The organism is Bradyrhizobium macuxiense, assembly GCF_001542415.1.
GTDB classification, from domain to species: Bacteria; Pseudomonadota; Alphaproteobacteria; order Rhizobiales; family Xanthobacteraceae; genus Bradyrhizobium; species Bradyrhizobium macuxiense.
In genome coordinates this window covers 6,994-20,510 of the sequence record NZ_LNCU01000069.1, presented here as the reverse complement: position 1 = coordinate 20,510, position 13,517 = coordinate 6,994, and the positions used below count along the sequence as shown (strand labels likewise).

The window sequence follows — 13,517 nt, the reverse complement described above, 5'->3', positions numbered from 1 at the left end:
CAGTCGACGCCGCGCTGCGGCGGCTGGGCACCGACTATATCGATCTGCTGCAGCTTCATGCCTTCGATGCCTTCACACCGGTCGATGAGGTGCTGGCGACGCTCGATACGCTCGTGCGCGCCGGCAAGTTGCGCTATGTCGGCGCCTCGAACTTTTCCGGCTGGCACCTGATGAAGTCGCTCGGCGTCGCCGAGCGGCACGGCTGGCCGCGCTATGCGGCGCATCAGGTCTATTACTCGCTGGTCGGCCGCGACTATGAAGCGGAGTTGATGCCGCTCGCGCTCGATCAGGGCGTCGGCGCGCTGGTCTGGAGCCCGCTCGGTTGGGGCCGGCTCACCGGCAAGATCAGGCGCGGCCAGCCGTTGCCGAAGCAAAGCCGCCTGCATGAGACCGCGCAATTCGGGCCGGCGGTCGATGATGAACGGCTCTATACGATCGTCGATGCGCTGGACGCAGTGGCCGCCGAGACTGGCCGCAGCGTGCCGCAGGTCGCGATCGCCTGGCTGCTCGTGCGCCCCAGCGTATCATCGGTGATAACAGGCGCCCGCGATGAAGCGCAGCTCCGCGACAATCTCGGTGCAGTCGGATGGTCGCTTACGGCGGACCAGATCGCGCGCCTCGACAAGGCAAGCGCCGTGATGCCGGGCTATCCATATTATCCGTACCGGATCCAGGAGGGCTTTGCGCGGTTGAACCCGCCGCCGGTCTGAACCGGAGCCTGCCCACGTCACCCCTCGCGGCGATCGGGCCGCATCGCAATCACCGAGATCAGGCCGAGGCCGACGCCGATCATCACGTAGAAGATCGGCGCCAACGGCGAGGCCGTGAGCGCGATCAGCCAGGTGACGAAGAACTGGGCGAAGCCGCCGGAGATCAGCACCGCGACATTGTTGACGATCGACAGCGAGGTCGAGCGGATCCGAACCGGGAACAACTCCACCAGCGTGGTGCAGTAGACGCCGAGGAAGAACGCGCTGAAGAAGCCGATCACGACCTGGGCGACCAGAAGCTTGAGGATCGTGGGCTCTGCGATCACCCAGCTGTACAGCGGGTAGAGCGAGACGAAATAGCCGGCCAACGACACCAGCAGCAGCGGCTTGCGCGGATAACGGTCGGAGACCGCGCCGGCGATCGGGACGACGATGACCATCACGATCGCCGCGATCATCTGCACCAGGAAGCTCTGCATCAGCGGCAGCTTCAGCACTTCCTTGGCGTAGGTCACCGTGTAGCCGAAGGTGACATAGAACGATACCGCACTCGCGACCACCATTCCCATCCCGATCAGGTAATTGCGGCCGGGGCGTTTCAGGTCGTCGGCGAAGGTTGTCTTCTGCGCGGCGGCGCGGTCCTTGCGAAGCGCATCCGGTTCGACTAGTCGGGCGCGCAAATAGAGCAGGATCGGAATGATCGCGAGGCCGACGAAAAACGGAATCCGCCACGCGCCTGCGATGAGCTGTTCCTGCGTGAAGATCAACGTCAGGGCGGCCCCTAGCGTCGCGCCGAGCACGTTGGCCATCAATTGTCCGGTGATCTGCCACGAGCCGTAATAGCCGGTGCGGCCGGGCGGGGCGGCCTCGATCAGATAGGCGGTCGAGGTGCCGAACTCGCCGCCGACCGAAAAGCCCTGAATGAGGCGGGCAACCAGCACGATGAACGGCGCAGCGATTCCAACAGTCGCGTAGGTCGGCGTCAGCGCCAGCATGGCGACCGCCAGCGCCATCAACGCCATGCCGAGCGTCATCGCCGCCTTGCGTCCCTTGCGGTCGCCATAATAGCCGAGCACGAGGCCGCCGATCGGCCGCATCACGAAGCCGGCGCCGAACAATGCGGTCGTCAGCAGCAGCGCATTGATCTCGCTGCCGGGAATGTTCGGATCGACCGGGAAGAATAAATTCTTGATGACCGGGGTCATCAGCGCAAAGATCGTGAAGTCGTACCATTCCATCGCATTGCCGGCGATCGCCGCCACGATGGCATTCCTCTTGGTCGTCTGCATTTGCGCCCCCTCTCGTTCGTTTTTGAATCCGGTCTTTATTTGATCGGTTGTGTCGCGTCGGCGTCGGTCCATTCGTCGCCGAGGATTTCTGGTGTCGCGAAAGCCTTGAGGTTCTCGAAATGGCGTTCGCGATCTTCGACGAAGAGCCGGCGGACGAGGCCGCGCGCGAGGCGGTCGGCTCCCTCGCTGATCGCCGGGATGTCGCCGCTGAGCTTGCCGTGGCTCATCGTCGCCGGATAGTTGAAGCAGTGCAGCCGCGACAACGCCGGACACGCGCCGGGCACCTTCTCAAGGAACTCGAAGCTGTCGCCGAGATCGGGTGAGGATTCCAGCTCGGCATTGGCCATTCCTTCGGGGGCTGCGAAGCGATCGGACCACAAGCGGATGTGGGGGGCGAACTCGGCGAGCTCCGGGCGCAGGCCAAAGTCGACCTTGAAGCCGGTGCCGAAGATGATGAAGTCGGTCGCGTAACGGCCCTTCGGCGTCGTCACGACAAGGTGGTCGCCCTCGACGGCGAGATCTGTGACGGGGCTCGCGAGATGGAAATGCGCCTGTGCGTGAGCAGAGATGCGCAGCACGCTCGGCCGCGGCGGCGGCGTTTGCGCCTTCAGCGTGTGATCGAGGAAGCGCCACTTCCATTCGTCCGGCAGGCCGGCAAAGCCGTGCACGACGCCCTGGCTGCCGATCCCGGTGAACTTGTTGACACGCGGGATGTCCGGCCGCCGGATGAAGAGATCGAGCCTTGCGGCACCGGCTTCGAGCGCGGTCGCCGCATTGTCCATCGCGGAGGCGCCTGCGCCGACCACGGCGACACGCTGGCCGCGCAGGCGCGCGAAGTCGATATCGTCTGCCGAGTGCGCCCAGAAGCGCGTGTCGATATTGTCTGTCATCGGCGGGACATAGGGGCCGCCGAGGCCGTCGCGTCCCGTGGCCAGCACGACATGGCGCGCAAGAAGCTGCCGCGTGCGACCACCCTCGCGGATGTCGAGCGCCAGCAGGCCGTCAGGCCCGGCGTGAATATGTTCGACCGAGACCTCGTTGCGCACGGGCAAGTCGAGCACCTTGCGATACCAGATCAAATAATCCATCCACATCGTGCGCGGCGCGCGGTCGAGGGCCTTCCATGCCGCCTCGCCATGCTGCGCCTCGTAGAAGGCGCGGAATGTCAGTGCCGGCAGGCCCATCGCCGGACCCGTCAGCTCCTTCGGCGAACGCAGCGTTCGCATCCGCGCGAAGGTGACCCATGGTCCCTCGCGGCCGGCCGGCGCGCGATCGAGCACGAGGTGATTGTCGACGCCGAGGCGCTTCAGCATGCCCGAGGTGACGAGGCCGGCCATTCCGGCACCGATGATCACGACATCAACGACGTCCTGCCCGTCGACCACACGACGCGGCACCCAGGATTTGGACGGCAGCTCGAGCCAGGCGAGGTCCTGCTTCAGGCGCGCTTCGAGCGCGGCTAGTCCGGTTGCGCTGGCCGCACTCACTGTCATGAACCTTCTCTCTCGAATGCCTCGTGCTCGCCGGCCGGATCGGACAACGCGGCCTCGCCGCCGTGCAGCTTTGCGCCCGGCATCAGCGCGACCGCGGCGCGCAGCGCGTCGCTGACCGCTGCGACCGTCGGCGTCAGCTCGCGCCCGGTCGGCGAAACCGCGGCGAACAGGAAGGGAATGGCGACGTCGAGCGGACGGGTGACGACGCCCTCCATCGCAAGGCTCGAGGTCAGCACCGGTTCGACGATCGCAATCCCGAGTGACTGCTTCGCCATCGCGATCGCCGTCAGCGAGGAATTGGTGTCGATCACCTCCGTCGGCGCAGCGCTGGCCCGCGCGATCGCCTCGTCGACGCGGCGGCGAAGCCGATAAGGGTTCGCCATGGTCAGGAGCCGGCGGCCGTCGAGATCCTTCAGGCGGATCACCTTGCGCCTGGCCAGCGGATGATCCGCAGCAAGGCACGCCACGCAGGGCACCTCGCAAACCCATTGCACGTCGAGGCCCGGGTGCTGGACCGGCAGGCTCGCGAGCCCGAAATCGACGGATTGCGACAGTACCGACTGCACGACGTTCTCAGCCGAGAGCGACTGCACATGGACCTGTTGCGGCAGCAGGGTCTGGTCCACCGTGGCCAGCGCGACCGGCACAATGCCGCCGGCAAGCGCCGGGATCGCGGCGAGACTTAGCGGCGGCAATGCGTCGGCGCCGATCGCGGCCGCGCGATCGCGAATGTGCTTCAGCCCGAGCAGAAGCCGCTCGACCTCGGCGTGGAACAGGATGCCCTTCGCCGTCGGGCTGATCCGCGGCCCGTTTCTGGAAAACAGGAGATAGCCGACATCGGTCTCCAGATCCTGGATCTGCCGTGTGACCACCGGTTGCGACCGACCGAGCAACCGAGCCGCCCCGGTGATGCTGCCGGCGGACATGACGGCGGCGAACGCCTCCAACAGGCGGATATCGATCACTTCGTCTTGCATGACCTGATCCTGTATCATCCAGTTTTGGAATGATAGAGAATTCTTGATGCCGAATACGAATTATGATTACATAACGCGATGTCGAACGGGTTCATGTCCTCCCGCCAATCCCCTTCGGCCGGGCCGAGCTATCGGCGCGGCTGGGTGGACGACGCGGTGTCCGCGATCGAGGCGGACCAGTGCCGGACTGCCGACACGCATCTGATGCGGCTGATCGTGCCGGCGTTGTCCGGCATCGACATCTATCTGAAGGATGAGTCGACCCATCCGACCGGCAGCCTCAAGCATCGCCTGGCGCGCTCGCTGTTTCTCTATGCGCTGTGCAATGGATACATCCGTGAAGACACCGCCGTCGTGGAAGCATCGTCCGGCTCGACCGCGGTCTCGGAGGCTTATTTTGCTCAGATGATCGGCGTGCCGTTCTACGCGGTGATGCCGCGGACGACGTCGGCCGAGAAGATCGCCGCGATCGAGCATTACGGCGGCAACTGCCATCTGATCGATGACGGCCGCGCGCTCTACGCGGAAGCTGCCGCCTTGGCCGCCCGTCTCGGCGGCCACTACATCGACCAGTTCACCTTTGCGGAACGCGCCACCGATTGGCGCGGCAACAACAACATTGCCGAGTCGATTTTCACCCAGCTCAAAGGCGAGCAGCGCCCGCTGCCGGAATGGATCGTGATGGGCGCCGGCACCGGCGGCACGTCGGCGACCATCGGACGCTATCTGCGCTATCGCCAGTTTCCGACGAGGCTCTGCGTCGCCGATGTCGAGCACTCCGCCTTCTTCGACTGCTTCCGTACCCAGGACCACTCCCATGTCTGCGAGCGCCCCTCGCTGATCGAGGGCGTCGGCCGCCCGCGCTGCGAGCCGTCGTTCGTCGCCGGCGTCGTGGATCGGATGATGAAGATCCCGGATGTCGCATCGATTGCGGCGATGAATGTGCTGTCGCGCCTGCTGCGCCGCGCGGTCGGCGGCTCCACCGGCACCAATTTCCTGGCGCTTTGCCGCCTGGCGTCGGAGATGCGCGATGCGGGCAAGACCGGATCGCTGGTCACCCTGATTTGCGATTCCGGTGAACGTTATCGCCAGACCTATTATGACCCTGCGTGGCTTGCCGCCCGCGGGCTCGATCCGGCCCCCTATGAGGCTGCGTTGAACGCTTTCCTCCGCAGCGCGCAACCCCTAGGTATTACGGTCGAGGACGTTCCGAACCCTCGTGATCCCGAAAAGGCCGCATGACCACGCTGATCGAAACCTTCGCCGGCGTCCCGGCCGGCTCGAAGCTTGCTGACGCGCTGAAGATGCGGACTGAGATCCTGCGCCTCAGCGAAGCCGCTCACGACGCGCTCCTTCTCCCTCGCGATCCCGGCGGGCTGAGTCACGCCCTGCGGGCGGCGCTTGCCGCGCGGATGTGCCGCCATGTCGGCAATGACGCGCTGGCAGGTCACTACGACAGCTACCTGGCGCACACCGGCGATCTCGACGTCGCGCCGCTCGCGCATCCCGTTGGGACATGCGGCGAGCCGCGGCTGGATGCAGTGGCGCGCCATGCCGACCTGTTGACCATCGCGCCGCGCGCGGCGACGCGTCAGCACATCGAGCGGCTCAAGGCCGCCGGCGTCAGCGAGCCGGATATCGTGCGTCTCGCCGAGCTGGCGGCCTTCGTGAACTACCAGCTCCGCGTGGTCGCCGGCCTGAAGGTCCTGAAAGGCGTACAATGAGCGAGCCGATCCACAACTTCACCGCCAAGGTCCCGACCTGGTCGCCTTACGTGACGCCGGTCGATCTTGAGACGGCGACGCCCGAGCAACTCAAGGCGATGAAGGTCACGCCGTCGAACACGGGATTCTCGCGCTACGTCCTGACGCTTGCGCATGATCCGGAATCGCTCGAGGTGCGATCGCCGCTGTTCAACCTGATCATGTATGGCAAGGACGGCCTGTCGTCGGCGGAGCGCGAGCTCGGTGCCGTCGGCGCATCAGTCGTCAATCGCTGCGTCTATTGCGCGGCCGTGCACGCCTCGCGCTTCATCGGCATCACCCGCCGCACCGATGTCATTGAGACCATTTTCGCCGATGAGCGCGAGGCCAGGCTGCCGCCGCGCGACCAGGCGCTGTTCGATTTCGCGACGAAGCTCTCGACCACGCCGGTCGAGGTCGGCGCCGATGATGCGAAGGCATTGACTGATGCCGGGCTGAGCGAGCTCGAACAACTCGACCTGGTCCTGTCGGCGGCGCTGTTCGGCTGGGCGAACCGCTTGATGCACACGCTCGGCGAACCGCGCGCTTCAACCCCCCCTTGAAAAGGGAGGTCGCTTTGCCCGCTAGAGCAAAGCGGGTGGGGATCTGCTCTCTCCGCATACAGCGTCGCCTGCGGCTGACCCCCATCCCGATCTTCCCCCTTTCAGGGGAAAGGAGGAGAAGCAAACAAGCCCTCGCAATCCTTACGCGAGCAGTTCAGTGATCTGCCCGGCCGCCTTGATCCCGGTCCCGGTGATGATGACGACGGTGCGTTCGGAGGCGCGGACCGCACCGCGCTCCCTGAGCACGTCGAGCGCGGCTGCGGCTGAGGCCGATGTCGGCTCGACGAACAGGCCGGTGCGCGCAAGTCTCTTCAAGGCAGCGATGATCCCGTCTTCGGGGATCGCGACGGTGCCGCCGCCTGTCTCCCTCAGGGCTGCGATCATCTGCTTCAGGCGCAGCGGATGCTTGATGGCGGTGCCTTCGGCGATGGTCTTGCGGACTTCGCGATCGACGGGCGTGTCGAGGCTCGCGGCAAAGCTGGCATCGACCGGCGAGCAGTTGAGCGGCTGCGAAGCGAACAGGCGCGGCAGCCGCGTGATCTGTCCGGCCGCGAGCAATTCCTTGAAGCCGATATAGCAGCCGAGCAGGCTGCTGCCGGCGCCGACCGGCATGATGATGTTGTCGGGCGCGGAATGGTTGAAGTCTTCCCAGATCTCGTAGGCCAGCGACTTCGTGCCCTGAAGGAAGAACGGCTGCCAGTTATGGCTGGAATAGAATGTCTGCTTGGATTGCCGGATCGCTTCCGCTTCCGACTCCTCGCGCGGGCCTTCGACCAATTGGACCTCGGCGCCGAAGGCGTGCATCTGCGCGACCTTCATCGGCGACGTGGTGGCAGGCGCCAGGATCTTGACCCGCATTCCACCGGCGGCGCCATACGCTGACACGGACGCGCCTCCGTTGCCGGAACTGTCCTCCAGCACGGCATCGACGCCGAGCTGGCGCAGGAACGACAGCATCACGGTGGTGCCGCGATCCTTGAAGCTTGCGGTCGGATTGAACCATTCGAGCTTGAAGTGCGGCCGCAGGTCGCCCCACGCCTTCTCGACGATCGGCGTGCAACCCTCGCCCATGGTGATCGGCTGCTTGATCTCGACGGGCAGCGAGGCCCGATAGCGCCACAGCGACCGCGTGCCGCGATCGATGTCGTCGCGGGAGATGCCCGGGAGTGGCGTCACCAGCAGCGGCTTGCCCTCGTCGGAGCACCAGCGCGGCACGTCCAGCGAATAGTGCTTTCCGTTGAGTGGGTCGATGTAGCTGGGTATCGCCATGTCGCTTAGGTCCTGAATGCAGCAGAGGCGCGCGGCGGCCGGTTCACGCCGCGCCGGCCTGCTTGCTCAAATAGCTCTTCGCAAAGTCGAGATACCAGTCCAGACATCCGGGATTGGCCATCGCGTCCCTGTTGATGACTTTCTCGACGGGATGACCCAGCAAGAGCTTCTTGACCGGCAGTTCCTGCTTCTTGCCCGACAGCGTGCGCGGAATCTCTGTGACCGCGAAAATGTCGTTGGGCAGGAAGCGGCGCGACAGGCCGGCCTCGACCGCCTTGTTGATCCTGGCCTTCATTGCGGCATCGAGCGCGATGCCCTCGCGAAGCACCACGAACAGCGGCATGTAACTGTCGCGGCCGAGATATTCGAGATCGACGACCATCGAATCCAGCACCTCGGGCAGCGCCTCGATCGCCGAATAGAGTTCGCTGGTGCCCATCCGCAGGCCGTGGCGGTTGATGGTGGCATCGCTGCGGCCGTAGATCACGCAGGAGCCGTCGGGGTTGATCTTGAGCCAGTCGCCGTGTCGCCACACCGGGCCGCGGCCAGAGCCGTCGAAATTGTCCGGATAGGTCTCGAAATAGCTGGCGCGATAGCGCGCATCGCCGGGGTCGTTCCAGAACCGCAGCGGCATCGACGGCAGCGGCTCGGTGCAGACGAGCTCGCCGACCTCGTCGATCACGGCGCGGCCCTGCTCGTCGAAGGCCTCCACCGCGCAGCCGAGCAGGCGGCACTGCATGGTGCCGGGCGTCTGCGGCAGTTCGCGGTTGCCGCCGATGAAGGCGCCGGCGAAATCGGTGCCGCCGGAAATATTCGCCCACCACATGTCGGCCTGTGCGGCGTTGCCGTTGATCTTCGCGAGCGCGGCGAAGCGTTCGTTGAACCAGCTCTGCGTGTCGGCGCTGAGCGGCGATCCGGTCGAGCCCAGGATGCGCAGCCGCGAAAGGTCGCCGATCGCGGCGAGATCTATGTCCGCCTTGGTGCAGTTGGCGAAGAACGCAGCGCCCGCGCCGAAGAACGTCGCTTTCGCTTCGGCGACAAAGCGCCACAGCGTGGTCCAGTCCGGCTTGTCCTTGGAGCCGCCGGGGCTGCCGTCGAAGATGCAGCAGGTGGTGCCGTTGAGCAGGGCGTTGACCTGACAGTTCCACATGATCCAGCCGGTCGAGCTGTACCAATGGAAGCGTTCGCCGAATGAGTTCGCCTGATAGCTGCAGCCGACGTCGTTGTGCAGCGTCGAGAGCGGCAGTGCCACCACGATCATGCCGCCATGGCTGTGCAGGATCGGCTTCGGCAGTCCTGTGGTGCCTGAGGAATAGACGATCCAGAGCGGATGATCGAATGGCAGCCATTCCGGCTCGAAGGCGTCGATCTCCGCGCTCCGGCCTGCGAGGATTGATGCGAGCCGGGTCTCGGCCGCTGCGCTCTCGCTGTGCAGGACGACATGCTGGACCGTCGGTAGCGCGCGCCGCAATTCGTCGATCACGCTATGCCGGTCGTGGCGCCGGCCGGCATAGGTCACGGCGTCACACGCGATCAGCACCTTCGGCTCGATCTGCTTGAAGCGATCGATCACCGCCGGTGCCGCCATGTCGGGCGCACAGACGCTCCAGATCGCACCCAGGCTCACGGTCGCGAGCAGCGCGATGATCGTCTCGGGAATGTTCGGCAGGTACGCCGCGACACGATCGCCGGAGCGCACGCCGTTGGCCTTCAGATGCAGCGCCAGCGCGGCGGCCTTGCGCCGCAGCTCCGGCCAGCTTGTCTCGGTCAGTACGCCGTCCTCGCCGCTCGAGATGAGCGCCGGCAGCCCTGCGGCGTGCGCCGGCTCGACATGGCGGAAGATCTGGCGCGCATAGTTCACCGATGCGCCGGGAAACCAGACCGCGCCCGGCATCTTGCGGTTCGCGAGCACCGCGGAGTGCGGCGTTGGCGACTGGATGTCGAAATAGTCCCAGACGCTTTGCCAGAAGCCGTCGATGTCGGTGACCGACCATCGCCGCATCTCATCGAAATCCGCAAACTCAAGGCGGCGCGTTTCCTTCAGCCATTCGCGGTAAAGGGCCATTTGCGGGACGTAAGGTGCTGTCATGGTCGGGTCCGGATCTTCTTGTCTTGATGTCTTGCCTTTGGCGTTTCCGGCATCTCTAACACAGGCGCACGAGCACGGGGAATGCAGTCGCGGTGGCTTACGCGCCAGCATATTCTTACCGCTATTTCCGCATGTTATGCCGTCAGCAGGAAGCCGCACCTGATTTTGCGCGCAGGACCAGCGATGCCCATGTCCGTCGGCGAACTCTTCATCCTCGGCTTTTACGGCAAGGTCATCCCGGCCTGGCTGCAGGACTTTGCTGCGCGCTTCGGGCTCGGCGGCGTGATCCTGTTCGATTATTCCTGCCAGACCCGGCAATACGACAACAACATCGCTTCGCCGGGGCAGGTGCAGGCGCTCTGTGCCGAGATCGCCGCGCTGCCGTCCGGTCCCCTGGTGTTCATCGATCAGGAGGGCGGCCTGGTGCGCCGCCTCAAGGACGGCCTTGGCTTTCAGCCGCTGCCGAGCGCGAAAGATTTCAACCTGCTCGCCACGGAGGAGAAGCGGCAGATCCTGGCCGCAAGCTATGGCGAATTGCGCCGGCTTGGCATCCGTTACAATTTCGCGCCGGTCGTCGATGTCGATTACAACGCCGACAATCCGAATATCGGCAGGATCAAGCGATCCTATTCGGCTGACATCGGCGAGGTCGAGGCCAATGCACGCCTCGTCGACGCTGCAGCGCGGCAAGCACGGATCGGCCTCTGCCTGAAGCATTTCCCCGGGATCGGCGGTGCCAACGTCGATTCGCATCTCGATTTCATGGATATTTCCGATGCGCTGCGGCCGGAGCAGGAGGAGCTGTTCTACGCGCTGGCGCCGCGGACTTATGGCGATGCCGTGCTGGTCAGCCACGCCATCGTCCGTCAGTGGGACGCGGGCAATCTGATGACGTTGTCGCCGGTCGGGATCGGCCGGCTCCGCCGCCGCTTGCCGGAGACGCTGCTCATTACCGACGACATGCAGATGCAGGGGCTGCAGAAGGCGCTCGGCACCCAGGCGGCCAGCCTGCAGGCCATCGGTGCCGGCATGGACATGGTCTGCATCGGCAACAATCTGTTCGACCAGGAGCAGGAGATGGCTGCCATCGCCGCGACGGTCGCGGCGCGGGTCGCCGACGGAGTGCTCGATCAGGCCGGCATCGGCCGCTCCATTGAGCGGGTGCGAAAGCGCAAGGCGCTGCTCGCCTGAGTGCTGTCAGACGAAATTCAGCGCCGGCGTGACCAGGAGGGGAACCAATCCACCTTACCGCGATTTAACGTAGACGCTTATCGGGGCTCAACAACCATGCAGATGCTCAAGCGTCTCTTCCGATCGATCTGGCTACGCCGCGTCGCGAGCAAATCAGCCGATTTCCCGCCTGCTTCCATTGATCCCGACGAATTTTCACGCCTGCTCTGCAGCGGACGTGTCGAGGATCTGCGGATCCTGGCGAAAAAGCTGAGCCAGCGTTCGCGGGCGCACGCGTAGCGAAGGGCTCGCGCCCGATCGGAAGCTGGTTCTGATCAACAGAGCCGGCGAGGCCCGGTGCGCGGCTGTTTGTCGTGGAGATCAGAGCGGCCGTCACTTCGTCTGGTCGTGCTTCGCCAACCCGACCGCCTTGTAGTCATAGGTCGGATAGAACTCGGTGTGATACGCGCCCCAGGCATTGTTCTCGACGACGCGATTGACCTCGCGCAGCCGTGATGCCGGCAATCGCAACGTCACCACCTGACCGACTCCCATCATCACATACCAGCTGACGACCTCGACTCCCTCAGGCGGGAACGCCTTGTAGAAGCCCTGTCGCTCGAGCTGGGCGTTCAGTTCGCCCAGCGGGCGGGATTGGTCATGCTTGAAGAAGATCGTGACCATGATCGCATTGTCTGACGTCAGCGCCGCATTGGCGGCCGGTGTGGTCTGGGCCTGGGCATCGGCTCCCAAGACCAGTGCCGCGGTCAGTGCTGCGATCGCCAACCAGGATCCGTTTCGTCCTCGCATCGTCGCTGCCTCCTTGCTGGCGGCTGTGCCGAAGTCCGAGCCGCATTGTTTGGTGCGCGACAATGCGCGGTATGAGGATGCTGTTCGGCGCGCCGGATCACGGCCCGAATCGCGGCCGATTCCATCGTGGTCAAACACCGGATGGGGCGGTTTGTGCCCGAGGCAGGGTAAACCCGGATCCGTGGAACTACCGGAATTGGGGCAAGCCTCGTTCCGTAAGAATACTGTAATTCGACTCAAATATGGGAGATTCATTGCCAAATCAGCGGGCATCTGCGTGTCCTTGGCTGGTCGGAGCCCTGGATCACAGTTGCGTCACCCGTATTTCTACGGTGTTCCGCGTTAACGCAGACACAAGTTCACCTTCGGTAAACCATACTTATGACGCAACACGACAATCGAGCCGAAGCCCGCCTCCCGACCTGGATGGACGATGCGCCGCTCGAGACCCAGCCGCTTGAGAGCCTGGAGGTCGCGCCGCCGGCCGCGCAGCGAACGCCGGTCGCCGAGGAGGCTGGGGCTGCGATCGTCCGTCAGTTCAATGGGCCGGTGACGGCACTGCTGCTCTATATGAACGAGCTCAAGCAGCACAGCCATCAGCTCGCCCAGGCGCCCGGCAACGGAATCTATCTGCGGCAGGTCATCGAGAACGCGCTCGAGCAAACCGAACGCGTGTCTGCGATGTTGAAGCAGATTTCCGATCTCTATCCGCACGCTGTCCCGGCGGCCGATCTCAGGCCGGTTCGCGACGACATGCCGGCACGGTCCCGTTCGGCCGAAATGATCTTCGCGCCGGAGGCCGGTCGCAAGCCGTTGACCAAGCGCGAGCGCGAAGTGCTCAGCCTGATCAGCGACGGCTATTCCAACAAGCAGGGCGCGCTTCGGATGAATATCAGTCCGCGCACGTTCGAGAGCCACCGCGCCGAGGCGATGCGCAAGCTCGGTGCGCGCAACACCGCCGATCTCGTCCGCAAGGCTCTGCTGCAGACCGCCTGAACGCCGCCGCCATCGCGGACCGCGGGACATGACCCGCGAACTTCGGCTGCGCGCTCGCGCCGGCCTGTCTCTCCGGGACCCGGTGGAGCGGAGCGGCGACAGGCGTCTCAGAGATAATCTTCAGCTGCGATGTGCATGCGCGGCGCCAGCCGCGGCTTCGGCGCTGCCGGTTCGTCCGGAATGATCGTGATCACCCACGTCGCCCCGACGCCGGCCTTGCCTTCGACGATCGATCGCACTCGGCCCGTGACCGTAGCTCCGGCCGAGCGGACGGTGGCGGGTCTGCCGTTGAACTGTGCGATACGGAGACGCCTGGCTTCCTTCTGGTCGGTCGTTTGATACGTGAACATCCGCTCCCCCGCGCGTCCACGCGACTGTGCTGATTCAATGTTATCCGACGGTGAAGATC

The 13,517-nt window shown here is 64.9% G+C and carries 13 protein-coding genes; 7 read left to right on the top strand and 6 right to left on the bottom strand.

Features of this window, described 5'->3' with window-relative positions; translation table 11 throughout:
• A partial coding sequence (locus AS156_RS19375) for an aldo/keto reductase (protein WP_245312955.1) occupies positions 1–710 on the top strand: 710 nt, incomplete at its 5' end.
• Positions 711–727: 17 nt separating this feature from the next.
• Here AS156_RS19375 and AS156_RS19370 read toward each other — a convergent pair.
• From AS156_RS19370 to AS156_RS19360, 3 genes are read right to left on the bottom strand one after another with little or no spacing between them, the layout of a single operon-like run.
• Positions 728–1,999, bottom strand: coding sequence for a citrate-proton symporter (locus AS156_RS19370; RefSeq protein ID WP_066507606.1), 1,272 nt, complete (start codon positions 1,997–1,999; stop codon positions 728–730).
• Between the two features lie 35 nt (positions 2,000–2,034).
• Positions 2,035–3,492 carry an NAD(P)-binding domain-containing protein gene (locus AS156_RS19365; protein WP_066507604.1) on the bottom strand — a complete coding sequence of 486 codons (1,458 nt, stop codon included), beginning with the start codon at positions 3,490–3,492 and terminating at the stop codon, positions 2,035–2,037.
• Positions 3,489–4,469 carry a LysR family transcriptional regulator gene (locus AS156_RS19360; protein WP_066507638.1) on the bottom strand — a complete coding sequence of 327 codons (981 nt, stop codon included), beginning with the start codon at positions 4,467–4,469 and terminating at the stop codon, positions 3,489–3,491. The genes AS156_RS19365 and AS156_RS19360 overlap by 4 nt, the downstream gene beginning before the upstream one ends.
• A gap of 93 nt (positions 4,470–4,562) precedes the next feature.
• Here AS156_RS19360 and AS156_RS19355 point away from each other — a divergent pair, with 93 nt between their 5' ends.
• Genes AS156_RS19355 through AS156_RS19345 form a run of 3 tightly spaced genes read left to right on the top strand, consistent with a single transcriptional unit; the run spans position 4,563 to position 6,774 of the window.
• Complete coding sequence (locus AS156_RS19355; protein WP_066507635.1) at positions 4,563–5,711, top strand: PLP-dependent cysteine synthase family protein; 1,149 nt, start codon at positions 4,563–4,565, stop codon at positions 5,709–5,711.
• Positions 5,708–6,193 carry a CMD domain-containing protein gene (locus tag AS156_RS19350; RefSeq protein ID WP_066507602.1) on the top strand — a complete coding sequence of 162 codons (486 nt, stop codon included), beginning with the start codon at positions 5,708–5,710 and terminating at the stop codon, positions 6,191–6,193. The genes AS156_RS19355 and AS156_RS19350 overlap by 4 nt, the downstream gene beginning before the upstream one ends.
• On the top strand, positions 6,190–6,774 hold the full coding sequence (locus AS156_RS19345; RefSeq protein WP_066507601.1) for a peroxidase-related enzyme: 585 nt from the start codon (positions 6,190–6,192) through the stop codon (positions 6,772–6,774). Before AS156_RS19350 ends, AS156_RS19345 begins: the two co-directional genes overlap by 4 nt.
• A 141-nt stretch (positions 6,775–6,915) precedes the next feature.
• On the opposite strand, the gene AS156_RS19340 is transcribed toward AS156_RS19345, so the two are convergent.
• Together AS156_RS19340 and AS156_RS19335 are read right to left on the bottom strand one after the other, a co-directional pair.
• Entirely contained in the window at positions 6,916–8,043 is a 1,128-nt protein-coding gene (locus AS156_RS19340; protein ID WP_066507599.1) for a threonine synthase, read from the bottom strand.
• A gap of 43 nt (positions 8,044–8,086) precedes the next feature.
• Positions 8,087–10,132 carry an acetoacetate--CoA ligase gene (locus AS156_RS19335; protein WP_066507597.1) on the bottom strand — a complete coding sequence of 682 codons (2,046 nt, stop codon included), beginning with the start codon at positions 10,130–10,132 and terminating at the stop codon, positions 8,087–8,089.
• A 183-nt stretch (positions 10,133–10,315) separates the two neighbouring features.
• Here AS156_RS19335 and AS156_RS19330 point away from each other — a divergent pair, with 183 nt between their 5' ends.
• Together AS156_RS19330 and AS156_RS19325 are read left to right on the top strand one after the other, a co-directional pair.
• A complete protein-coding gene (locus AS156_RS19330; RefSeq protein WP_245312953.1) occupies positions 10,316–11,323 on the top strand; it encodes a glycoside hydrolase family 3 N-terminal domain-containing protein in 1,008 nt (335 codons plus the stop codon).
• Between the two features lie 96 nt (positions 11,324–11,419).
• Positions 11,420–11,602, top strand: a complete 183-nt coding sequence (locus AS156_RS19325; RefSeq protein ID WP_066507591.1) for a hypothetical protein — start codon at positions 11,420–11,422, stop codon at positions 11,600–11,602.
• Positions 11,603–11,695: 93 nt separating this feature from the next.
• On the opposite strand, the gene AS156_RS19320 is transcribed toward AS156_RS19325, so the two are convergent.
• A complete protein-coding gene (locus tag AS156_RS19320) occupies positions 11,696–12,112 on the bottom strand; it encodes a hypothetical protein (RefSeq protein WP_066507633.1) in 417 nt (138 codons plus the stop codon).
• Between the two features lie 381 nt (positions 12,113–12,493).
• Between AS156_RS19320 and AS156_RS19315 the strand changes: the two genes are divergently transcribed.
• Complete coding sequence (locus tag AS156_RS19315) at positions 12,494–13,108, top strand: helix-turn-helix transcriptional regulator (protein ID WP_066507585.1); 615 nt, start codon at positions 12,494–12,496, stop codon at positions 13,106–13,108.
• Positions 13,109–13,517 lie beyond the last annotated feature (409 nt).

What these genes read in the sequence shown, in the direction of transcription:
- AS156_RS19370 (WP_066507606.1), bottom strand. Translation starts at nt 1,999, where the DNA reads ATGCAGACGACCAAGAGGAATGCCATCGTGGCGGCGATCGCCGGCAAT.
- AS156_RS19365 (WP_066507604.1), bottom strand. Translation starts at nt 3,492, where the DNA reads ATGACAGTGAGTGCGGCCAGCGCAACCGGACTAGCCGCGCTCGAAGCG.
- AS156_RS19360 (WP_066507638.1), bottom strand. Translation starts at nt 4,469, where the DNA reads ATGCAAGACGAAGTGATCGATATCCGCCTGTTGGAGGCGTTCGCCGCC.
- AS156_RS19355 (WP_066507635.1), top strand. Translation starts at nt 4,563, where the DNA reads ATGTCCTCCCGCCAATCCCCTTCGGCCGGGCCGAGCTATCGGCGCGGC.
- AS156_RS19350 (WP_066507602.1), top strand. Translation starts at nt 5,708, where the DNA reads ATGACCACGCTGATCGAAACCTTCGCCGGCGTCCCGGCCGGCTCGAAG.
- AS156_RS19345 (WP_066507601.1), top strand. Translation starts at nt 6,190, where the DNA reads ATGAGCGAGCCGATCCACAACTTCACCGCCAAGGTCCCGACCTGGTCG.
- AS156_RS19340 (WP_066507599.1), bottom strand. Translation starts at nt 8,043, where the DNA reads ATGGCGATACCCAGCTACATCGACCCACTCAACGGAAAGCACTATTCG.
- AS156_RS19335 (WP_066507597.1), bottom strand. Translation starts at nt 10,132, where the DNA reads ATGACAGCACCTTACGTCCCGCAAATGGCCCTTTACCGCGAATGGCTG.
- AS156_RS19330 (WP_245312953.1), top strand. Translation starts at nt 10,316, where the DNA reads ATGCCCATGTCCGTCGGCGAACTCTTCATCCTCGGCTTTTACGGCAAG.
- AS156_RS19325 (WP_066507591.1), top strand. Translation starts at nt 11,420, where the DNA reads ATGCAGATGCTCAAGCGTCTCTTCCGATCGATCTGGCTACGCCGCGTC.
- AS156_RS19320 (WP_066507633.1), bottom strand. Translation starts at nt 12,112, where the DNA reads ATGCGAGGACGAAACGGATCCTGGTTGGCGATCGCAGCACTGACCGCG.
- AS156_RS19315 (WP_066507585.1), top strand. Translation starts at nt 12,494, where the DNA reads ATGACGCAACACGACAATCGAGCCGAAGCCCGCCTCCCGACCTGGATG.